At 48.5% G+C, this 22,452-nt stretch carries 21 protein-coding genes and 1 rRNA gene; 5 read left to right on the forward strand and 17 right to left on the reverse strand.

The annotated features are described in order from the left end of the window. Window positions 1–426: transposase (locus AC5L4R_RS09260; protein WP_494478047.1), on the forward strand; the 426-nt coding region annotated here is incomplete at its 5' end. Window positions 427–623: 197 nt separating this feature from the next. Then, the gene (locus tag AC5L4R_RS09265) at window positions 624–1,190 is read left to right on the forward strand and encodes a hypothetical protein (protein WP_494473652.1); all 567 of its coding nucleotides are present in this window, start codon (window positions 624–626) and stop codon (window positions 1,188–1,190) included. 10 nt (window positions 1,191–1,200) lie between these two features. Here the strand turns inward: AC5L4R_RS09265 and AC5L4R_RS09270 are convergent, their stop codons facing one another. Next, a complete protein-coding gene (locus AC5L4R_RS09270) occupies window positions 1,201–2,238 on the reverse strand; it encodes a LysR family transcriptional regulator (RefSeq protein ID WP_067059331.1) in 1,038 nt (345 codons plus the stop codon). Window positions 2,239–2,585: 347 nt separating this feature from the next. Here AC5L4R_RS09270 and AC5L4R_RS09275 point away from each other — a divergent pair, with 347 nt between their 5' ends. Then, on the forward strand, window positions 2,586–4,175 hold the full coding sequence (locus AC5L4R_RS09275; protein WP_494473653.1) for an isocitrate lyase: 1,590 nt from the start codon (window positions 2,586–2,588) through the stop codon (window positions 4,173–4,175). Window positions 4,176–5,822: 1,647 nt separating this feature from the next. On the opposite strand, the gene AC5L4R_RS09280 is transcribed toward AC5L4R_RS09275, so the two are convergent. The 16 genes from AC5L4R_RS09280 to ompR all read right to left on the reverse strand — a co-directional run bounded on the left by AC5L4R_RS09280 (window position 5,823) and on the right by ompR (window position 17,424). After that, the gene (locus AC5L4R_RS09280) at window positions 5,823–6,194 is read right to left on the reverse strand and encodes a type II toxin-antitoxin system HicB family antitoxin (RefSeq protein ID WP_494473654.1); all 372 of its coding nucleotides are present in this window, start codon (window positions 6,192–6,194) and stop codon (window positions 5,823–5,825) included. Next, complete coding sequence (locus tag AC5L4R_RS09285; protein ID WP_494473655.1) at window positions 6,163–6,438, reverse strand: type II toxin-antitoxin system HicA family toxin; 276 nt, start codon at window positions 6,436–6,438, stop codon at window positions 6,163–6,165. The genes AC5L4R_RS09280 and AC5L4R_RS09285 overlap by 32 nt, the downstream gene beginning before the upstream one ends. A 761-nt stretch (window positions 6,439–7,199) precedes the next feature. Further along, the gene (locus tag AC5L4R_RS09290; protein WP_494473656.1) at window positions 7,200–9,290 is read right to left on the reverse strand and encodes a DUF3987 domain-containing protein; all 2,091 of its coding nucleotides are present in this window, start codon (window positions 9,288–9,290) and stop codon (window positions 7,200–7,202) included. 135 nt (window positions 9,291–9,425) lie between these two features. Further along, the gene (locus AC5L4R_RS09295) at window positions 9,426–9,647 is read right to left on the reverse strand and encodes a hypothetical protein (RefSeq protein WP_494473657.1); all 222 of its coding nucleotides are present in this window, start codon (window positions 9,645–9,647) and stop codon (window positions 9,426–9,428) included. Between the two features lie 2 nt (window positions 9,648–9,649). Then, entirely contained in the window at window positions 9,650–10,156 is a 507-nt protein-coding gene (locus AC5L4R_RS09300; RefSeq protein ID WP_494473658.1) for a KilA-N domain-containing protein, read from the reverse strand. Beyond that, window positions 10,153–10,389: a hypothetical protein gene (locus AC5L4R_RS09305; protein ID WP_494473659.1), complete on the reverse strand. Its 237-nt coding sequence runs from the start codon at window positions 10,387–10,389 to the stop codon at window positions 10,153–10,155. The genes AC5L4R_RS09300 and AC5L4R_RS09305 overlap by 4 nt, the downstream gene beginning before the upstream one ends. Further along, a complete protein-coding gene (locus AC5L4R_RS09310) occupies window positions 10,382–10,789 on the reverse strand; it encodes a hypothetical protein (protein WP_494473660.1) in 408 nt (135 codons plus the stop codon). The genes AC5L4R_RS09305 and AC5L4R_RS09310 overlap by 8 nt, the downstream gene beginning before the upstream one ends. Window positions 10,790–10,927: 138 nt before the next feature. Next, window positions 10,928–11,224 (reverse strand): helix-turn-helix domain-containing protein, encoded by a 297-nt coding sequence (locus tag AC5L4R_RS09315; protein ID WP_494473661.1) that lies wholly within the window; start codon window positions 11,222–11,224, stop codon window positions 10,928–10,930. Window positions 11,225–11,233: 9 nt separating this feature from the next. Continuing rightward, window positions 11,234–11,494, reverse strand: coding sequence for a helix-turn-helix transcriptional regulator (locus AC5L4R_RS09320; protein ID WP_494473662.1), 261 nt, complete (start codon window positions 11,492–11,494; stop codon window positions 11,234–11,236). Window positions 11,495–11,662: 168 nt separating this feature from the next. Next, window positions 11,663–12,535 (reverse strand): tol-pal system YbgF family protein, encoded by an 873-nt coding sequence (locus AC5L4R_RS09325; protein WP_395144605.1) that lies wholly within the window; start codon window positions 12,533–12,535, stop codon window positions 11,663–11,665. Between the two features lie 184 nt (window positions 12,536–12,719). Continuing rightward, window positions 12,720–13,100: a PIN domain-containing protein gene (locus AC5L4R_RS09330; RefSeq protein WP_494473663.1), complete on the reverse strand. Its 381-nt coding sequence runs from the start codon at window positions 13,098–13,100 to the stop codon at window positions 12,720–12,722. Beyond that, window positions 13,087–13,302 (reverse strand): hypothetical protein, encoded by a 216-nt coding sequence (locus tag AC5L4R_RS09335; protein WP_494473664.1) that lies wholly within the window; start codon window positions 13,300–13,302, stop codon window positions 13,087–13,089. The genes AC5L4R_RS09330 and AC5L4R_RS09335 overlap by 14 nt, the downstream gene beginning before the upstream one ends. Before the next feature lie 55 nt (window positions 13,303–13,357). Continuing rightward, window positions 13,358–13,570 (reverse strand): hypothetical protein, encoded by a 213-nt coding sequence (locus tag AC5L4R_RS09340; RefSeq protein ID WP_494473665.1) that lies wholly within the window; start codon window positions 13,568–13,570, stop codon window positions 13,358–13,360. A gap of 346 nt (window positions 13,571–13,916) precedes the next feature. Then, window positions 13,917–15,203, reverse strand: a complete 1,287-nt coding sequence (locus AC5L4R_RS09345) for a tyrosine-type recombinase/integrase (RefSeq protein WP_494473666.1) — start codon at window positions 15,201–15,203, stop codon at window positions 13,917–13,919. Window positions 15,204–15,436: 233 nt separating this feature from the next. Then, a complete protein-coding gene (locus tag AC5L4R_RS09350) occupies window positions 15,437–16,510 on the reverse strand; it encodes a potassium channel family protein (protein ID WP_494473667.1) in 1,074 nt (357 codons plus the stop codon). A 107-nt stretch (window positions 16,511–16,617) separates the two neighbouring features. Beyond that, on the reverse strand, window positions 16,618–17,424 hold the full coding sequence (gene ompR, locus AC5L4R_RS09355) for an osmolarity response regulator transcription factor OmpR (protein ID WP_494473668.1): 807 nt from the start codon (window positions 17,422–17,424) through the stop codon (window positions 16,618–16,620). Between the two features lie 440 nt (window positions 17,425–17,864). On the opposite strand from ompR, the gene AC5L4R_RS09360 reads away from it, so the two are divergent. After that, a complete protein-coding gene (locus AC5L4R_RS09360; protein WP_494473669.1) occupies window positions 17,865–20,468 on the forward strand; it encodes a helix-hairpin-helix domain-containing protein in 2,604 nt (867 codons plus the stop codon). Between the two features lie 455 nt (window positions 20,469–20,923). After that, window positions 20,924–22,451: ribosomal RNA gene (locus tag AC5L4R_RS09365) — 16S ribosomal RNA — on the forward strand. The last annotated feature ends 1 nt before the right edge of the window (window position 22,452 follow it).

The following is a 22,452-nucleotide window of genomic DNA, read 5'->3' on the forward strand; positions in this document are numbered from 1 at the left end:
CATCTTAACTGTGATGAAGACAGCTTTGTCAAAAAGATTCAAACCACCCCTGCTAATGTCCATGATTCACAATGTTTTACCACGCTTTTAACAGGTGATGAATCTGCCGTTTACGCCGACAGTGCGTATAAAAGCCAAGCCCATGACGACTATCTTGCCGAGCATGAACCGCCTATCAACAATCATATCCATGATAGGGCATGGCGTAATACACCACTTACTAAAGAGCAGAAACATACCAATACCCAAAAGAGCCAAACTAGAAACACCGTTGAGCGAGTATTTGGGCATTTTAAACTGCATTATGGCATGAATAAGGCTCGTCACCTTGGGTTAATGCAATTTCATACCAGTACCTTGCTTGCTAGCATTGTGCATAATTTAAAAACCGCCCTAGGTTTGAAGCGAAAATACGGACTCGCCTAGGGTTATTGTGTCTGTTGGTTGGCAAAACTAGCCAATAGATGTTAATTTACTGCAATTTAGGAGGCTTTTATGCCAATTCGGTGACTTTCTTCACTTGTTTAACACCAATTCCAGTTTTTAGTTGAGTTTGAAATTGGTGTCGAGAGATGGTCGCTGGTTTGTGCAAAGGTCTCTATGTTAAATAATAGGAAAATCTTATGGCAGTTCAGCAATCCGTCACTCACGCTCATCACGCTTTGAACGGGCATGATTTGCCCCCGTCAGTTGGGTATTTAGACACGCATGAACCACGTGACCATTTTAAAGGTGGGCTGTTATCGGCGCTGGTTGGTTTGTTGCTGTTGATTGCTGCGGTGATGCTGGTGGGGCGCGCCATTGCGCAGGCAGGTATTTTGCTAAATAACCACCCTCCCAGCCAAATGGGGCACCGCTTGGCACTGCTTGATACGCCCAATTATGCCGCCAAACCGTTGGCGTTTGCCGCGCCTGCGACTGTTAATAGCGCACCGCTGACCAGCGATGGCTTGACACGGCTAACAGGGCTGTACCATCAAACGCTGGAACAAGCCGAGCTTGACACAGGCAACGCGCGCTATCATGTCTTTGATCCTGAACACGCGTTGGCAGATTATGCCGCACAGTTGGGGCAGACCAGCACAGTCAAAACCTTCCCCGTGTGTGTGGAAGGTGCAGTCAGCGCAGCAGGCGACTACGGTCACATGGGGCTTGATGCCTATCAAGTCACCGTGCGCCGTGTGTGCTGACAGCTTGGTATCAGCGGCGGTCGGGATCGATTTCTTCTAGTTCAAGCGCTTGGGTATGCAATGAGCCATCAAACAGCGCGTCTTGAATGGGCGCGATTTGTTTTTCTTCATTGATAAGTTGGCGTGCAACGTGCAAAATCAGCTGACGCAGCCAGCGGTGGGCAGGGTGGTGCTGTAGCAGCGGCGACCACGCCATGGTCAGCTCAAATTCGGGGATAAAAAACGGCGGTTCTTTAATCACAATATCCGCGTTGTTGGCTTGCATCCGCGCGACCCGTGTCGGCAAGGTAGCGATTAAATCGCGATTGGCCACCAACATGGCAGGCATTTGGTAATGCCGCGTAAACACGCTGATATGGCGTTTTTGCCCCAAGCGTTGCAGCGCTGCGTCAATGGAGCCTAAGCCGCCCGATTTGTCGGGATTGACCCCGAAGCCTACACCCATGCCCGTTTTGGATACCCACACATGCTGCGCCTTGAGGTAGTTTTTGAGGTTAAAACGGTGCACATACGGGCTATCCGCGGACAGCAGGCAGCTAAACGTATCGCGCCATACCAACACTTGGTGAAAGCTCTGTGGGATTTCATTAAAGCGGTTAATCGCCAAATCCACGCGGCCTTGCTCCATATCGCGGTAAGACACATCTGATGGCGTGAGAAAATCCAGCACCACATTGGGCGCTTCACTGCGCAGGGTTTTGACCAACCGCGGCACAAGCGTCGCCTCCGCATAATCTGATGCCATGATACGAAACACGCGGTTGGAGGTGTAAGGGCGAAACTCGGTGCGCGGCTCAAGCAAGTGCGTCAAGTCTGACAGCAGCTCACGCACACGCGGCTGCAGCTCAAGCGCGCGCTCGGTCGGGGTCATGCCTTCAGATGAGCGAATCAACAACGGATCGTTAAACAGCTTGCGCAGGCGGCGCAAAATGTTACTCATGGCAGGCTGGGTGATGCCCAACTGCTCGGATGCGCGCGTGACGTTTTTTTCACGCAGTAGCACATCTAGATAGACCAGTAGGTTTAAATCGACGCGTTGTAAATTCATGTTACACCTTTATCCTTAACCAATTGCTTGGCAGCACCGTACTGCAAACCTTTTTTTGCCACCAAATCCCTTGATTTAATTATACTATAATTTTTAAAAATGCCAAACATAAGAAACATAAATTGGCTAAATTATCCCAGCCTTGTTATTGTAAACCCATACCAAGCCGCTGACCCAGCAGTCACCATCGGTGTGACGGTTGGGTTAGTTTTAGTCTAGCAAGTGTGTTAGATTGGGTAAATAGACGTTGGGCAGGGCGCAGGGTTCTTAAGCGTTTTACCATCGACTTAATTTAAACAGTAATCAAATTTGACCACCGTGGAAAAGCAATAGTAAAGGAGTAACGCATGACCAATTATGTATCCGCCGTTGAGCATATCAAGGCACTAAAACAAAAATATTCAAACTGGCAAAATATCGACGCCAATGACGCGGCACGTTTGATCGTTCAAAACCGTTTTCGTACAGGCTTAGATATTGCCAAATATACCGCTGACATCATGCGTCGCGACATGGCCGCCTATGATGCCGACAAAAGTAAATACACCCAATCACTTGGCGCGTGGCATGGCTTTATCGGTCAGCAAACCATGTATGCGGTCAAAAAATACTTTGGCACGACCGAGCGCAAATACATCTATTTATCAGGTTGGATGGTTGCCGCCTTGCGCTCAGAGTTTGGCCCTTTGCCTGACCAATCCATGCATGAAAAAACCGCCGTACCTGCATTGATTGAAGAAATTTACACCTTTTTGCGTCAAGCCGATGCCAAAGTATTAAATGACTACTTCCGTGAATTAAAAGCCGCGCAAGACGCAGGCCAAGACACGCAAGCGATTTTGGATAAAATCAATAACTTTGAATCGCATGTTGTGCCAATCATTGCCGATATCGACGCAGGGTTTGGTAACGAAGAAGCCACCTATTTGCTTGCCAAAAAAATCATTGAAGCAGGCGCGTGCGCCATTCAAATCGAAAACCAGGTATCTGATGCCAAGCAATGCGGCCACCAAGACGGTAAGGTCACCGTCCCCCATGAAGACTTTATCGCCAAACTCAATGCCGTTCGCTATGCGTTTTTGGAATTGGGCGTTGATGATGGCGTTATCGTTGCGCGTACCGACTCAGAAGGCGCGTCTTTGACCCAAAAACTGCCCGTATCACGCGAACCAGGTGACTTGGCCGCGCAATACCTTGACTTCTTAGAAGTTGAAGAAATCGACATCAGCGAAGCCGACGAAAACGACGTGTTGCTCAAACGTCAAGGCAAATTGGTACGCCCAGTACGTATGCCCAACGGCCTGTACTCATTCCGCGAAGGCACGAATATCGACCGCGTGGTGCTTGACTGCGTGACCGCGCTGAAAAACGGTGCAGACTTGCTATGGATTGAAACCCCAACGCCTGACGTTGCCCATATCAAATCCATGACCGACCGCATTGTGGCGCAAGTACCAGATGCCAAACTGGTCTACAACAACAGCCCATCATTCAACTGGACGCTAAACTTCCGCAAGCAGGTGATTGCAGATTGGCAAAAACAAGGCAAAGACGTGTCAGCGTATGACTTGAACAACTTGATGTCAGCGGATTATGACGGCACTGAGCTTGACAAAGCAGCGGACGAAAAAGCCCGTACCTTCCAAGCCGATGCCTCACGCGAAGCCTGCGTGTTCCACCACCTGATCACCTTGCCAACCTTCCACACCGCTGCCTTGAGCACGCACCAGTTGGCAAAAGGTTACTTCGGCGACAAAGGTATGTTGGCATACGTTGAAGAGGTACAGCGTAAAGAAATCCGCGAAGGCGTGGCGGCGGTCAAGCACCAAGCGATGGCAGGTTCTGACCTTGGCGATGACCACAAAGAGATTTTCTCGGGTGAAAACGCGCTTAAAGCAGGCGGTCATAAAAATACGTCTAATCAATTTAACCATTAATCGTTGGTTTAAATGGTACAAAAACGCTCCAAAACGGGGCGTTTTTTGTTAGGCAAAACTATTGATATATATAGCTTTTATTTTTTTAGGGTCAATTTTGGCTACCACTTTGGCTACCAATTGAACAGCCTACCCCCTAGATTTTGGGCAAAAATATTTTTTAGACTGGTAGCCAAGTTCGCTACTTTTTTTGCCGCTCATGCTGCTTTAGATTTGCCAGCAAACTGCTATAGCCGCTATAAATCATCACGCACCAAGTGTTCTACTCATGCACCAAATTAAACCTTTGCCAAAACTTCCTTGGCTAGCTGCTCAAACGCTTGTTTGTCTAGTTTGTTAAGCACTCACTGGCGACTCACCAGCGGCTTAGGTGATACGAACACCAACCCACAAGCCAACGTCTGATTGTTGGCTTAGGTGTGTTTGTCAAGTTTTGACAAGTTTTTTCAAGTTTTTTCAAGTTTTTGACCGCGTTTTGTTCCCTGTGTTCCCATCGTGACGGGTTGTTCCCACGTTAGCGGCTATATTGTTTTGCCCATAATTGGGTTTTTCTCATGGCTAAAAATCGGGCGTTTTGTTCCCTGTGTTTCCGCGTTTGTTCCCACGTTAGCGGCTCTATGACGCTTGCTAAGGCGTGGTAGTGTGTGGCTGGTGTGATGATACAGATAAGGCAATAAATCAGCGTGTAGCGCGTCTGTGAATGCCCTATAACGCCTAATTGCACTTAGGCTTGAATGGCATGTGGGTGTGCGTCAGCGACTCTACTTTGACCGCGTTTTGCTTCCTACTTCCTGTGCTGCTTCCACAATGGCGGCTATATTGTTTTGCCCCAAAGATGGGGGCTTGTCATGGTCAAAAATCGGGCGTTTTGCTTCCACGCCAGCGGCTAAAACCATAACATTTGATAATAGTAACGGGCGGCTGATTGATGATATCAGCGGCACAATAAATCAGCGTGTAGCGCGTCTGTAGTGCGTTACGGGGGCTTGGCTGGTGTGTTGGTGGTGGGGTGTATGGCTAAATGCGAATTGCTTGCATACGGTAAGATTACGGTTAGGGTTGGTGGTGGTGTGTATGGCTAAATGCCCTGCTCAACTTTGAGCAACCCCATTTGTTCAGTTGGTGGTGGGGTGTATGGCTAAATGCTATGGATAAATATTTATTAATTATCTGTTAAATCAAAAAGGCTGATTTTTTAATTTCGCGGTTGTGAAAATTTAGGTCAGGGCGCGGTCATCTAGCGGCATTGGCTAAACTTTTATCCTACCCCGTGGGGTGAGGGGTTGCTACTGGGTTACATCGGATTGTTTTGCAAACGCGCTTCACACATGCCCACGGCTAAAAAAGGCTACCCTAAGATTTCCCTAAGAATTTGCTGCTTGTGTCGTATGCAATAGCGGCTAGCGCGGTTCGGTCTTGCCAGCGGCTAAACCGTTTTGGTTTTAATGTGCGCAAAAATGCGTATATCTCAAACGGCTGGCGCGGTTCGGTTTTACCTTTGTGTAATAAGTATTTTGCTTGGGTAAACTTGTAAAAATCGGGAAAATGGGAAAGTAAGTCCACTAAGCCTTGCCCCGTATAGGTTTGGCGATTTTCCCTAGCTAGGAAAGTGTGGGAAAATTGGGAATAAAAAGGGAAAACAGCCAATCACGCCAGCGCGTCTAAGCCCACTTCACGGCTAAGGGCTTCCGTTATCCATTGGTTAATGCTCTTGCCCTGTGCTTGCGCCTCGATAGCAATGCGTTGATGAAGTTCTTTAGGTACACGGGTTACAAACTTACCCGAATAACGCAAATATGGGTCAATGCCTTGTTCTTGGCATACGCTCAAAAACATTTGCAAGGATAATTTACCCTCACGCTCTAAACCTGCCACGCTGTCGCTATAAAAATCCGCGCCACCATTTAAGCCGATAAACTCACCCCTAAACATATTGATGTCGGGGTCATAGCTGATTTTTGCTTGGTGGTTGTCAATCATCATCACGTCATTCATTGTTGGTTGCCTCGGTTGGTTCATAACCTAGCTGCTCAAGCCACTTTCTTACGCTCATGACCGCGCCTTTGTCGGTATTTGGGCTAGGGTGTGGGCGGTGAAATACTCTAACTTGCCCATCTAGCACAACGGCTATGCGTGACCCCTCACGCTCTTGGATATCTGCACCCAATGCCTGTAGTAAGCCCTCAATGTCTTTAAATTTAATATTTGCTGATATCGGATTTTTGAATATCGCGTCTAGCGTCTTGAGGTGCTTTTTTTTCATGAATAGCTTTAGCGGCATAAAGTGATATCATGCCATGATATCATATAAGGCTAGTATTACTCAATGCCTCTAAACGGTGCAAACGGTGTGCAAACGGCTGGGGCGGTCGGTCTTGCCAGCCTGCTTATTTATCTTGAAATGCGTGCAAATGGTGCAAACGTGCAAACGGTAGTTTGAAAGCCTTATCTATCAAGGCTTAGCACACTTGCACGCTATTTACCCCAATGTGCAAATGGTGCAAACGGTGTGCAAACGGCTGGGGCGGTCGGTCTTGCCAGCGGCAAAATAGCTTGATTAAGTTTATATGCCAAAAAGCTGCTATTCTGCTATTTTTGGCTTGTAAGCCTTGTATGGCAAGGGTTGTTGCTGTAGCAAGGCTTTGCTAGGGTCTGCTATTTTGCTAGGCTTGCTGCTAGTACGGTGCGAACGGCTGGTGCGGTTCGGTGCTATTTGCACGCTATTTGCACCGTTTGCACAACCTGTAAAAAACCGTGCAAACGCTGAAAGCCTTACCAGCCAAGGGTTGGCATAGCTTATTTGCACGTTTGCACGGTTTGCACGCTTTTTAAACTAAACACTATTTTAGCAAGGTAGGATTGACTTGTATCAAACGACTGGTGCGGTTCGGTGCTATTTGCACGCTATTTGCACCGTTTGCACAACCTGTAAAAAACCGTGCAAACGCTGAAAGCCTTACCAGCCAAGGGTTGGCATAGCTTATTTGCACGTTTGCACGGTTTGCACGCTTTTTAAACTAAACACTATTTTAGCAAGGTAGGATTGACTTGTATCAAACGGCTTTCGCCTTGTGTAATGGTCTTGGCGTGTTGCTTGTCCACTAGCACGGCTAAGGCTAATTCAAATTCGGGCTTACGTCGTAACGCTCGGCTGCTTACATAGCTTTGCACCTCGGCATAACTTAGTCGGTCGGTCTGCTGCTGTTTGCACCGTTTAACCATCCAATCAATCAGCTTTTTGCTGTTGCTGCCGCCTACGGGTGGGGCTTCGTCATACCGTAACCGCTCGGTTATGCTGTATTCAGTCAATAGGCTGGCGCGGTGGATATCATTAACCGTCAGTGAGGTTCTCCCCTCAAAAAACGCCATCAAGGTAGCAATGCGGCTGGCGTTTTCCGCCAATCGGCTGGCATACGCGGTGTATTTGCTAAATACGGTCTTTTTACGGTCTTGTGCCGATTGCTTGTAGTCTGCTAGGGCTTGCCGCGCTGCTTGATCGGCAAAACCAATTTTGACGCGTTCGTCAGTCGTTTGGCTGTTTGGTTGTTGGTCATTTTCCTGCTTACCGTTGGGTGATGGGTCTAGCAAGTATCGGCATTCATCCCAAAACTTGATTAAGCGCGGATCATGGTTGCTGGTATTGTTCATGCGCTCGGGTGTATTGACCACTTTGTCAATTACGGGTGGGAATGCAAATAAGAAACGTGGCAAAAAGCCTTGATTGTTCATTAGGTCATCATCTAGCGCGGGCTTAATGATGTCGTGCTGCCCTGCCAAATCCACGCTAAACCGAACGCCATACGCGCGTTTTTGCTCAATGGCATGTTTGGCGCGTGGCGATAATACGCGGTCAAATTTGCCCTTACTCCAAATATCGCTAAGGCTGGCAATGGCTTCTTTGATGTTTTCGGATTTCAGACTGTAGCCGCCAAAAAACTGCCCACAATCCGCGGTTTTCCATGTAATACCTTTTTGTGGATTGATCAGTAGATTGTCTAAAATTCCCTGCAAGGTGGCATTGCCAACGGTTAAGGTTGTTTCGTTGGGTTCGGGGTTGCTGATTAAAAATGCCTCAAGTTCGCTTCGCTTGGTGGCGGCTTTTTCGGCTTTCCATTCGGCAAGTTTAATGCGGTGGTTTTCGTCTTGTTTTTGTTGGTAGATATCAATACTCTGATAGGCAAGGTCATTTGCCATGGTTTTACCCTCGCCACTGGGGTATTCAGTCAATAAAAATAATGCCGCTGGCATGTGTCCGCCTTCATGATAGGGCGCGTCCGCTTGGCGTTGCACAATCGTGGCTAATGCGCCCAATACCGCCGCGCCTGCTACCGCATGGGGGACTTGGGCATGGTAGGCAATGGCTTCTACCGCGTCACGCAACATGCCTTGCCACGCCTCGATAGGGTAGCGCGTGGGCTGGCTGGGGTCATCGTCTAGCGGTTCGGGTTCGCCCCATTCGCTGATTGTTACATTGTGGATTTGTTCATTGTTGATTAGCGCGTCAATATCGCCTTTAAGGTCGTGAATTAGCAAGGGCAAAAAATCGGTTGCCCCATAAACGGTCACGTTCTCACCTTGTAAGGTGTTGGCATATTGTCGGGCGGTGTCCAGTAGCGTAAAAACTTCAACATGACGCGCCTTAGCGTGCGCTTTGACCACGCCTTCAAGCTGCCTAGCATGAAACGGCACAATAATTGTAAAGTCTGATTGCCGCCCATTGTCTGCCAACCAATCTGCCAATATGACAACGGCTTCTAGCTCATCAAACGCTAAGAACCTTTTGCCCGTGCCGATGACAAAGGCTTCATCTTTGACAGCGTGTAGCGTGAACGGTTGCCGCCCTTCCAGTGGGTAAATGACGGCATTGGTGGGCTTAAAGTTGGCATTGTGTAGTACGGCTGCCACGCTGTTTGCGGTGGGTAGGTCATGCTCATTTTGTGTTATCGCGTCATTTACAAATAATAAATTGTCATGGCTCAATAAATCTTTTAAATTTCGTGTTGTTTCATGACGCTGTAAAATTTCATCGCTGGCAGGCTGGTATCTTGCCAGTAGATCCAAAAAGCCCGTACCGCCCTCGGTATGGGTTTTTTTATTGATAGATAGGTCATTCATAAATTATTCACCATAAATGCTTCTAAAATGCCCGATACGGGGCGTAAATACTTAGGTTAGGGTTTTATACTGCTAGACGCTAAACAAGCCTTGTAGCCCGTTTAGCGCGTTTCTAGCTGTTACGCTGTTACGCTGTTACGCTTGCGGCAAGGTGTTGTCATCCAGCTTATCAATTTGGCTTAATGCTTCGTCAATGCTGGCTAGCATGTTGCCCATATGGTCGGCTAGGGGGTGTAGCAGGGTTCGGTATTGGTGAGGCGGTACGTCTGTTTGTGCCAAGGACAACAACGCTGCTTGGATATCGTCTAAGCTGTTTTTGTATGCCTCAATTTGGTCTAATTGAAAAAGTAAGCCCATGGCTAAAGCCCCTCGATGGTTAGCTGTTGTTGGTTGATAAGGTGGGTCAAATCGCGCTCTATGACGGGTTTTAGCTGCTTGCCGCCAACGCATAAAAAACGCCCTGCACGGCTTAGCAAGTCGGTGACTTCGTTTAGTTCATGGGTAAGGGTGTTGATTTGGCTGGTATAGCTGTGCAACGTCATAAAGCCGCGTATGACGCGAACATGAAACGTTGGGCTTATCCACATAGCATAGGCAATAGCGATTTCTTGGCAAGCATACGTGCCTTGCTCTTTGCCTTTGCCGATTATGCGTAAAATGCAAGGGTCGCGTTTTTGCACACCTTGCGCCAGCTGTTCGGCTTCAAGGGTTGCCAACAAGGCTTGTGCTTTGTCAGTTCTAAAAAACTGGCTCGGTCTATCTTTGGGATTGCCACCACTGGCTTTATGCAAGTCATTGAGACAGTAAAGCCCCTCATGCTGGCGTATCGTATGCACGGGTAGTGGGGTTATAGCGGTGTTGCTCATGCCTGCCCCTCCAATCGCGCGATAGCAAGGCTGGTATCGTTCTCAAAATCAAAAATCAGATAATGGGCGATATCTAGCACAGATTTTGCACAGTGCGCGCTATGTGGCGGTGTATCTGCTAAATCAGCGCGCGCAAGGTCAATCAACGTGGCAAGATAGCCTAGTTGTTCAGCGTGCAAGGTGAGGTGGTCATAAAGCGCGGCATTGGCGCGGTTGATGGTGTGATTAGGCATGGTTATGCCCTCCTAACTTGTTATGAGTAAATGCCACGCCATGCAAGTGCATGGGGTGACGGGGTTCACTCTCGGTCAAGTTAGCAACCGCCTTGCATATTCGCCAAACTGGCTTATTTTGCAATGTCACCCCGTCATAACTGACGATATGCTGAAGTTTCAGCATATCTAAATGACGGTTTGCCCCTGTGAATGGGGCTAGGCGTGGTGCGTCTGTCGTATCGGCCGCTTGAGGGGCTGCCCGATTGTCAGACACAAAAAAAGCCAATGGATAACGGCTTGGCTTACCGCTAACTTGTTTTGAGAGGGCTACATTTTCGCCCACGCCTGCCAATACTGACAAGGGCTGTTTTAATGATTTTATTTCACCGTGCTTGCGGTGAAGTTGAGTATTTTTCATGGTAAAATATTCCTGCGTTTACTTAGGAGTAGGTAGCGTTTTGGGGTGTCCTAGATTTAGGATGCCCCTTTTTTTGTGCCTAGCGTGTCCGCTGTGGCGTTGTATCTTAGCGCGCTGTGGTTGGTAAGCATTCATCAGTTACGCCTCCTGTAACTCATTGATTTTAAAGCAAAGCCGAAAATTCGGTTCTGCAAAATCTCTTGGTGGCGCATTTTGTGCGATACACTCACGGCTTAGCCAATACTGCTTAACGCGCTTGCCTGTGGCAGTCTTGATAAACTGGCTTTGAATGGGGTAGCCGTCGCGTCGCAAGTCACCGCAACGCTGTGACAATGCAAGGCAGTCAAAACGGTCTAACGCGTCTAGGGGGGTGAGGGCTGCGCCTGTCATCATGTACGCTAAAATCTGCGCCTTTTGGCTTGTTGTGTTACTCATGCCAGCCCCTCACGCCTGCTTGCCATCTAAAAATGCGATTAGTTCGCCATTTCTAAAAAAGTGCGTGTTGCCGATGATGATAGGCTTTGGGAATATGCCGCGCTTTGTCCAACGTGTAAGCGTCAGTGGGTGCACGTTGAATAGCTTGGCGGTGGTGTGGCGGCTGGTGATGCCTTTGGGGTTGTCCGCCAGTTCGGTCAAGGTGGGCAGTGGTGCGCCTTTGACGTTACGGTCAGTTGGTGCGGTGGTGTGTTGTATTCTCTTAGCCATTGCTTTTAGTCCTCTTGGTAAGTTAGCCAATGTGGCTAATTGCAATGGTAAGGGGCAAGCATACCGTTATGGCAACGCCATTATGGGTAATGGTTGTTACCGTAACGGTAGGGTAATGGTTAAAAAAGTTATTGAAAAATAAAGAAAAATTACCGTAACGGTAAAAGTTTATTTGGCTGTGGGATGACGGGCGATTTTATCCAGCCATAACGCTATGCTGGGGTTTAAATCGGGGTGATTTTCTAAAATCCATGCTTTGATATAGACTTGTTTTTGTGCGGTTTTTGGTTGTGATGGGTCATAACTTACCCAAAATTCATCAATAACTGCCGCCAATGCTTCAAGCGCGGGCGTGGTGTAATTGGTTGGCGCGGCTGCCTGCTCGGTCAGCTGCTCAATGGTTTTTTGCTGCTCGATGATTTGGGCTTCAAGTTCTGCTATCTGTTTGGCTTGGCGGTCTATGGTTGCCTGTTGGTCTGCTAACTGTTGCGATAACTGGCTGTCGGTGGGCGTGGTTTGGGTTATGGTGGCGTGTCCGATTTTATCAGCTGTAACGGGCGGTAAATTGTCGTTAGTAAGTATGTCATGCGCAAAAATAAAAGGGTTTGGTTTAGATGGTTCTTTCTCTAGGTCATCAAAAGTCAATAAATCTTTTAAAGGCTCAAAACTGGCTATTTCCGATTTTTTAAAGTAAATGGATTGGGTCTCTAAGAGCAATGAGTCAAGAGTTCGCTCGATATTCGCTTTCAATTGTTCAAGATTAGCTATAGTAAATATCCAATCTCTCTTATATGTAAGCTTTAGTTTAATAATCCTCAATGCTTTATAAATTATCTCAATCCCGCTGTCGTCATCTTCAACTACTGTATAATCAGCATCTAAAGTATAGCAACCTAAATTTTCATGTAGTCCGTGGTGTAGTAGATAAGACGCCACGTAATAAAGCGGTTTTTGATTATCTGAACTAACTTTAATCAATAAAGCTTTAAAAGATATATATTCATTAGCCCTTTGTCTTAGGCTGTCCGCCATTTTTCCCACAATCCACACCTTTTCACCACACCAAATTAAAAAAGGTGCAAGGCGTGGCGGTCATGGTGTGGAATTGACCGCCGTTCGGTAGCTACTCCTAGCCTTGCAAACTGTCAGGACAAGTATTGTCCTAAATAAGTTTTGTCGGTTTCGTCACCTCTATTTGGGTGGGTATGCCGTGATTTTTATTTGCTCAATTACCGCTTACTTCTGCTTGGTACTTACGCGCTAAGCCATAGTCCAACGTCAATAGCTGCACGTCATGGCTTAATGCCGTTGCCAACACAATGCTATCGGGTAATTTGATTTGATGGCGTTTTCTTAGCTCGATCGTTTTGTTTTCCACTTGGCGGCTAATCGGCAACGATAACATGCTATCTAACAAGCGCGTTAGGTTGGCTGTATCATCGGTGGTCAAGCCTCGATAGCCTAAAATCTCCATGCGATTGATGGGGCTTATAGCACAATCTGTTAGCATGATTTGCTTGGCTTCGATGACTTCCAAAACGGTGTTATCCCCGTTATATAGCCCGATGATAAAGCATGTATCAAGTAAGAAGTTAATCCCATTCACGGCGCAATTCCTGTTGAATAGCCACGGGGTCACCTAAATGACTACGATTTGGCATAGTTTTCACGATGTCGCTTAGTAGCTTTGGCTGTTGCGGTTTTGGAAATAACTTAGCCACGGCATAGTTATTTAGCGTCATGCCTGCCTGTTGGCTTTCCTGCTCAAGCTGTGCTAACTGTAGGGGCGTTAATTCAATGACTAGCATGGTCTGTTACCTCTTTGTGGTTCGTCACCTGTATTTCTAAAGAATATCCCAAAATTTAATCCCATTCATCGCGCCATTGCCTTTGAAGTTCTACCGCGTCTTGTGGGCAACTGGTTGGTTCGGGCAACGCCTCAACCCGTGCCAGCATGGTATTTTTGACGGGTGGGAATAGCAAGTCTCTAATGAATTGTTGAGTACTTACCCCTGCCTGTTGGCTTTCCTGCTCAAGCTGTGCTAACTGTAGGGGCGTTAATTCAAGGATTAGCATGTTGTGCGCCTCTTTTGAGTAATTGGGTAGCAAATAGGTAATTGGGTAGCAATTAGGTAGGCGATATACTCACCAAAAAAACCTTACCAAACAAGGGTTTATATAGCAATTGGGTAAAAAAGTAGGTTTTTTACTGCAAAACCAGTTACCTACTACTTTCCCACCAATTTCCCCCGTTTTCCCCCGTTTTCCTTTGGGTGGGAAACGCTATAAGCCTTGCTACATATGGGTTTGGGCTTGCGTTTTCCCATTTTCCCGTTTTTTGTGTGTTGAGCCATGCAAACTAGGTCAAACGTTTAGCCATGGGATTGCTTACGCGCTGCTGCCTGCTCAAGATATCACGTTATCAACCTTGCCCGCTTTTTAATTCATCAAGGTAGTTTGCCCACGCGGTCACCATCTCCACGCGCTGGCTAAGCATATCCATGCGGCTATAAGCCTTGCCGTATTTGTTTAGCATTCTATGCCCTAATTGTAATTCGGTCAGCAATTCATCATAGCCTAGCCGCTCCATCAGTATGGTTTTGGCAGCGGCTCTAAATCCGTGGGGGCAATGTACGCCCATGTAACCACGCCCACAATAATCCTTGCCAATGCCTGCTTTATTCATTTTTGGGCTATTCAATATTTTGTTAATCTGTTGTGGGTCAGCGTGTGGCGCGGCTTTTCTGCCAGTGTAAAAAACATACTCCGTGCCGCCTGTCAGTTCATGCACGCGCTTTAAAATCGCCATGGTTTGCGGTGCAAGGGGCAGGCAAACGCTTGCCATCATATCGTCACGCCCTCCCACTTTTTGCGGCTTGAATGTCCACACGTGGTTATTAAAATCAATATCCGCCCATTTCATGGCGCACAAGTCACCAATACGCGCAAACGTCAGGGCCAGTAATTGCAAAATGGCTTTGCGGTGTAGTCTGTCAGCTGGCAAGCCGTCAATGTCTTTTAGCAGTAGGGCAAAGTCTTGCGGCTGGTGCAATGCTGGGCGGTGTTCGGTCTGATTGGTCTGTAAAACATCCGCGCCCTTCAATTCTGCTATGGGGTTATGGTTGGTCAGTCCTAACGCCACGGCATGGGCAAAGATACGGTTAGCTAAGCCCTTGACGCGCTGCCCTTTGTGAATATGCTTTTTTTGGATATCTTTAAATAGCTTTACCAGCTGGGGCGGTGTGATATCTGCTATTGGGTACGCGCCAAACGTATCGTTAAGCGTTTTTAGGTAGCTTTGCCAGCCCTCAAGCGTGCTTGCGCTTGGTGGCTTTTTGGTATTGTTGATTTGTTCGGCTAGCCAGTCAGCCGCCACGGCTTCAAACGTATTGCTAAGGGCTAAGGCTTGGCGCATGACCTCTTGGTCACGCTGGGTCTTTGGGTCTATGCGCTGTGCTAGCAAGGCAGTGTTGTCACGGTGCGCTTGGCGTGCCTGCTCAAGGCTAAAGCCCTTGTTGTAATAGCCTAGCGTCATCTGTACGCGCTTTTTTGTGATGGGGTGGCTATAGCGGTGCTGAAACTCCACATAGTTGCCGCGTATGCGTATACGTAAGCCCGTATAGCCTGTGATGGGGTGATAGCTGGTTACGTTGGGGGCAGTGTCTTTTATCGCCTTTTTTATTTGGCTGTCTTTGGTGATGTCCGCCATATTACCCCACTTTTTATGCCCCAATCTTGGCTACCAATTTGGCTACCATTTGTGCTGCAAAATATTGTTGCCGTTTGTTGCCGATAATCTCCATAATAAAGCTAAAGCCCTTGATTGACAAGGGCTTCATGTTGGTGTTTGTTGTCGGTTGTTTTGCTATGTTTTTGGTAAAAAGCCGCCAAAACGGGGCGTTTTTTTTATGCGTAAATTTTATGATTAAACGTTTAAAAAACTTACATCGATGACATAATCTCTTGATACCGCTTTTGAAATTCCTCAATAAAAATCAGTGTGGTTTTAATGCCCATATACAAGATGATATACGGATTGAGATCGTTGTCTTTGGCAAGGGTCACAGGTTCTTCTTGCGCCCCAATCAGCTGCATATCGCGCTGACGTTGGGCTTGAATATGCTCAAGCTGTAGCTCGGATGTGGGCTGCGCCAGTACATAACTGCTTGAGCTGTAGCGTTTGGCATCGATTAGATAATTGGTACACAACATCTCAAGCTTAGGCCAGCGGTACAAATCCGCCTCACGCAATAAGTTTTCAATGCTGGCAATCAAGTCATCATGCGCTTGATAATAGTACCAAACTTTGGGCTTACTGGGGTCATCGGTCAGCCGCGTTGAAGCTTCAAACAGACTTTTTAAGCTAGAAAACGTAAACGGCGATGGCATTGGCTCATAAATTCCCCACAGCCCCGTTGATTTTAGTTGAATATTGGACGGGCGGCAGGTGGGTAGGATGTGCGGATGGTTGATATCCACAGGCGAGGCATGTGTCTCAACACCAAGCAGCTGATTGACGCGGTTGAGATAAATGTTCATGTTGAGCGCAATCAACCCATCATGGTTGCGCAAACGTGAAAACGCCATTGCCAGCGCCTTTCGCTGCTCAAGCGCATCGATTTTGGCTTTGACTTGTTCTTGCCGTGAATACGACACCGCGTTTAAAAACAGCCCAACCAGCACCACGCCCAAGATAGCCTCTGCCATGGCAAATAAGCGCGTATAAGTGTTTAGCGGTGTGATATCGCCATAGCCCAACGTGGTGATCGTCACCGCGCTAAAATACAGGTTGTCCCAAAACGTCATGTTGCTGTGATTAAACATGATGTACGGCAACAACGTGTACAACCACGCAAACAGCGGCAAACACGCCAAATACAAATACGCGTAGTATTTGGGAGCAAGTGAGGTCAGCCGCACCAACGACAACCAATGCCAGCGTGACGATTTACCCGTATCGGTGGAAGGCTTGGTGTCGGATAGCTCATCGACGACTTCGGCCGTTGTGGCGGGCATGTCGCTGCTATGCGCTTTGGGTATTGTCGGCTGGTGGTCTGGGGCAGAAGACGGTTTTGTCATAGTGTTTTGGGCGATGTATTTTGGGCGATTTGTTTGGTAAAAACTTAACTTGCCGCCCCATCAGGCACAAACACATAACCCACACCCCACACGGTTTGGATATAGCGCGCTTGTGATGGATTGTCTTCAATCAAGCGTCGCAGGCGCGATACCTGCACGTCGATTGAACGCTCCATCGCACCCCACTCACGCCCACGCGCAAGGTTCATCAGCTTATCGCGCGTCAGCGGTTCACGCGGATGCTGCACCAACGCTTTTAAAACCGAAAATTCCCCCGTTGTTAGCGTGACAACGTTGCCATCGCGTTTGAGGGTGCGCGTTGATAAATCCAGCGACCACGGGCCAAACGTCACCACCTCGATTTGCTGGCTTGGCGCTCCGGGTAGTTCGCGGCTTTGGCGGCGCAGCACGGCTTTGATACGCGCAAGCAGCTCTTTTGGGTTAAATGGCTTGGGCAAATAATCGTCCGCGCCTGCCTCAAGCCCTGCGATGCGATCAGCGTCCGAGCCCTTGGCTGTGAGCATGATGATGGGAATATCACTGTTATCAGCGCGCAAACGTTGGCAAATACTGATGCCGTCTTCATTTGGCAACATCAAATCCAGCACAATCAGCGAAAACAGCTCACGTTGTAGCAGCTTATCCATTTGGCTACCATCATGCGCTGTGCGCACAATATAGCCATCATCTTCCAAAAAACGCTGCAACAAAGCACGTAGGCGCGCGTCATCATCCACCACCAAAATGCGCTGACTCAAATCATGCGCACCATGGGCAGGCGTGGCGTTGGTTTCATGGGCTGGGGTCGTGGGGTCAGTTGTTGGGGTTAGGTTGTCACTGGTGTTGGTCATGCCAGCCTCCTTAATTGGTCTTGCAAGCAAAGTTATTATCAGATGACTATGCTTATAACAAAAAAACGTCTGCTATGCTGTAGTGATTTTGCTAAACCAATGCGCGGACTTGTTAAAAACACAACCGCCTGCTCCCATCAATCTGCCACAAAAATATCGGGAATGGTGTAGGCTGGCAAATTTTTATTATCACGCGTTGTATAAACCTGCAACGTTCAGCGGTGGATATAAGGCAATTGTGAGACGCGTTAAGTTTTGCTATACTCATTTCACGCTATTCAAACAATCCCCTGCCTTTTGGCAGAGGCAGCAGTCAAAATGCGAGCAAGACTTGCGCCAATCAAACGTGTTTTTTAGCTGATTTTATCAACCAAAATGCGCAAACTTGCCACGATTGACCAAAACGGGCGCGTGACCCACAGCAACCCAACGAAGACCTTATGAATTCACCGACCATCGACCAGCCAACGCTTGATACCAATTCACCAGATAATCAGCCAACCCATGCCGCTTTAGACGCTGCCAGCCAACAGGCAATCTATGCCAAATTGGCGCAAAATTTGGCATTGCAGCCCAAGCAAGTTGCCGTATTTGCGCGTTTGTACGATGAAGGGGCGACTGTGCCATTTATCGCGCGTTATCGCAAGGCGCAAACCCAAGGGCTAGACGATGTGCAGTTGCGCGCGCTTGAAAAACAACTAAATTTTGAACGTGACATGGCAGCGCGTCGGCAAAAAATTCTGACGCTGCTGGCATCACAAGACAAACTGACCGACGACTTGCGCGCGCGTATCGAAGCTGCCCCATCAAAACTGGCATTAGAAGACATCTATTTGCCATACCGTCCGCGCCGCCGCTCATTGGCAAGCCAAGCCAAAGCAGCAGGCTTGCAGCCCGTGGCTGAAGCAATTTTGCATGACGCGATTAGCCCAGCTGATGCCCTAGCGAATTATCAGCCGCCAACGCCAAATGCCCCTGTCACCGATGACAACACCGACAACGCCAATCCAACGTCCGATTTTAGCGACGATGCGCGCCAACGCCAAGGGATTGAAGCGATTATCCTTGATGAATGGATGCAGGACTTAGACTTGCTTGACCGTCTGCGCGGCGAATTTGGCAGTATCGCTGTTGTGCACAGTCACTTGGTTGGTGAAGAAAAACGCGAAGCTGGCGAAAAATACAAAGACTACTTTGACCACAGCGAAAGCTTGACCAAACTGCCCAACCACCGCCTGCTGGCGATGCTGCGCGGTCGGCAAGACAACGTCTTAAGCCTTGCCGTCAAAGGTGCAGCAAACCTTGATGACGAAGCTGCGATTGATCAGCGTTTTATCAGCGAGATTGGCGCACACTTTGGTATTGATAACGCCGAGCCTGTCGAACGCCGCGAATTTTTGACTCAGGTTGCCAAAAAATTGTGGCAAGACAAATGGCGTCCACACATCGAGCACCGCCTTTTGACCGAAAAACGCCTGAGCGCAGAAGCCGATGCCATCGACGTATTTGCCAACAATTTGCAACACCTATTGATGGCAGCGCCTGCAGGCCAGCGCGTGATTTTGGGGGTTGATCCGGGCATTCGTCATGGGGTCAAAATGGCGGTCATTGATAGCTTGGGGCATGTGGCTAAAACCGCTGATGGTGGCTTTGCCGTGGCAACTGTGTACCCTTTTGCGCCCGACAACAAAGTTGATGAGGCCAAAGCCACCATTGCGCAATTGCTCAAAGACCAACACGTGGATTTGATTGCCATTGGCAATGGCACTGCCAGCCGTGAAACCGATGCCTTAATTAAAACCGTCTTGGCACAAAACCCTGAATTGACTGCCGTGCCTGTCGTGGTCAATGAAGCTGGCGCGTCGGTGTACTCAGCAAGCGAACTGGCCAGCCAAGAATTAGGCGAGCTTGATGTCTCCATTCGGGGGGCGGTGTCAATTGCGCGCCGTCTGCAAGACCCATTGTCTGAACTGGTCAAAGTCGAACCCAAAGCCATCGGCGTGGGACAATACCAGCACGATGTCAATCAAAACCAACTGGCGGATAGCCTTGATAAAGTCACCCAAGACTGTGTCAATGCCGTGGGCGTTGATGTCAATACCGCAAGCCCTGCGATTTTGGCGCACATTGCAGGTCTAAACCGTAACGTCGCTCAACAAATCGTCAGCTACCGTAACGAACACGGCGCGTTTGCCAACCGTGAACAACTCAAAAATGTACCGCGACTGGGCGCGAAAACCTTTGAACAAGCGGCAGGCTTTTTGCGCATTCGTGGCGGTGATGAACCGCTGGATGCAACAGGCTTACATCCTGAAAACTATGCCTTGGTCAAAGACTGGCTTGCCCAAAGCAATACCCGCTTAGCAGACGTGCTAGGTGACAGCGCCGCGCTTGACCGCCTTGATGTCAGTCTACTGGCCGCCAACGAGACCGAAGCGCCCGTCGATACTGCCAGTATCAAGCAGGAGCTTGCCAAACCTGCCCATGACCCACGGCCTGAATTCAAGACCGCGCAATTTCGCGATGACGTCAATAGCCTAGATGACCTTGCCATCGGCATGACCTTACAAGGGGTTGTCACCAACGTGACCAGCTTTGGCTGTTTTGTTGATGTTGGCGTACACCAAGATGGATTGGTACACATCTCCGAGATGGGCAACCGCTTTATCAGCGATCCCCTAAGCGTTGTCAAACCGGGTGACATCGTCAATGTGCGCGTCATCAGCCTAGACACCGCACGCAAGCGCATCGGCTTTAGCATGAAAGACGCGCAGGACAAAGCGCCAGTGTATGAAAGTGCCAAACCAAGCCGCCGCACCCCAAGCGCAAATGCGGACAGCGGACACCGACCCGCCAACCGCGAACCACGCCAAGCACGTGATGGTAAGCCACAAAACAACCCATCACAAAACAAAAATCATAAAGCCGCTAGCCACAAAAACGCCAATCGGTCCAACCGCACAAAATCTGACCGCGGCGCTGACCAAAAAATCGGCACACTAGGCGCATTACTGGCACAAGCAGGCTTGCGTAAATCCGAATAAACGGGTGAACCGCCCATCCAATCCACCGCCGCCGCCCAACGCGGCGGTAATTTTTTCAGCCCATCCAAAATTTTTTTCACAAACCCCTTGACCGCCGCACAAATAAGCGTATAATACGCACACACCGAACGGAGCTACCCAATAAAGCCAATAGAAACAAGCAGTTATTGAAAGCAAAGCCGAACGGTGAAAAAACTGAAAAAAAGCTATTGACAGCATCAAAAAACATGTTAAAATAGCGCCTCTTTCGACAGATGATGTCAAAGAATAACTCAATAACAACGAAACACAAGAACAACTTGTGTGGATTTTCACCCAGGCACAAAAAGAAATGAAGTAAAGAAGCATTTCTGCTGTTATAAATCGAAGAGTACAATAGGACTTAACGATGAACTGAGTGAAAAAAACTTAAAGTTGATTCATTTAAGCGAACAGTGGGAATGAGCGAGAAGATTAAACTGAAGAGTTTGATCATGGCTCAGATTGAACGCTGGCGGCAGGCTTAACACATGCAAGTCGAACGATGGAACCTAGCTTGCTAGGGGAAATAGTGGCGAACGGGTGAGTAACATTTAGGAAACTGCCTTATAGAGGGGGATAGCTCGGGGAAACTCGAATTAATACCGCATACGTCCTACGGGAGAAAGGAGGCGAGAGCTTTCGCTATAAGATGTGCCTAAATTAGATTAGCTAGATGGTGAGGTAAAGGCTCACCATGGCGACGATCTATAACTGGTCTTAGAGGATGATCAGTCACACCGGAACTGAGACACGGTCCGGACTCCTACGGGAGGCAGCAGTGGGGAATATTGGACAATGGGGGCAACCCTGATCCAGCCATGCCGCGTGTGTGAAGAAGGTCATAAGATTGTAAAGCACTTTAAGCAGGGAGGAAGAGCTAGTCAAGAAACGGGCTAGTAGTGACGTTACCTGCAGAATAAGCACCGGCTAACTCTGTGCCAGCAGCCGCGGTAATACAGAGGGTGCGAGCGTTAATCGGAATTACTGGGCGTAAAGCGGGTGCAGGTGGTGCACTAAGTCATATGTGAAAGCCCTGGGCTTAACCTAGGAACAGCATATGATACTGGTGAACTAGAGTATATGAGAGGGAAGTAGAATTCCAGGTGTAGCGGTGAAATGCGTAGAGATCTGGAGGAATACCGATGGCGAAGGCAGCTTTCTGGCACAATACTGACACTCAGACCCGAAAGCGTGGGTAGCAAACAGGATTAGATACCCTGGTAGTCCACGCCGTAAACGATGTCTACTAGCCGTTGGAGCTCATGAAGCTTTAGTGGCGCAGCTAACGCGATAAGTAGACCGCCTGGGGAGTACGGCCGCAAGGTTAAAACTCAAATGAATTGACGGGGGCCCGCACAAGCGGTGGAGCATGTGGTTTAATTCGATGCAACGCGAAGAACCTTACCTGGTCTTGACATAGTGAGAATCCTACAGAGATGTGGGAGTGCCTTCGGGAATTCACATACAGGTGCTGCATGGCTGTCGTCAGCTCGTGTCGTGAGATGTTGGGTTAAGTCCCGCAACGAGCGCAACCCTTATCCTTACTTGCTAGCGGGTAGAGCCGAGAACTGTAAGGAGACTGCCAGTGACAAACTGGAGGAAGGCGGGGACGACGTCAAGTCATCATGGCCCTTACGACCAGGGCTACACACGTGCTACAATGGTAGGTACAGAGGGCAGCTACACAGCGATGTGATGCGAATCTCAAAAAGCCTATCGTAGTCCGGATTGGAGTCTGCAACTCGACTCCATGAAGTCGGAATCGCTAGTAATCGCAGATCAGAATGCTGCGGTGAATACGTTCCCGGGCCTTGTACACACCGCCCGTCACACCATGGGAGTCTATTGCACCAGAAGTAGGTAGCCTAACGAAAGGGGGCGCTTACCACGGTGTGGTCGATGACTGGGGTGAAGTCGTAACAAGGTAGCCGTAGGGGAACCTGCGGCTGGATCACCTCCTTAA

The sequence above is a fragment of the Faucicola sp. SE7633 genome (genome assembly GCF_059264685.1).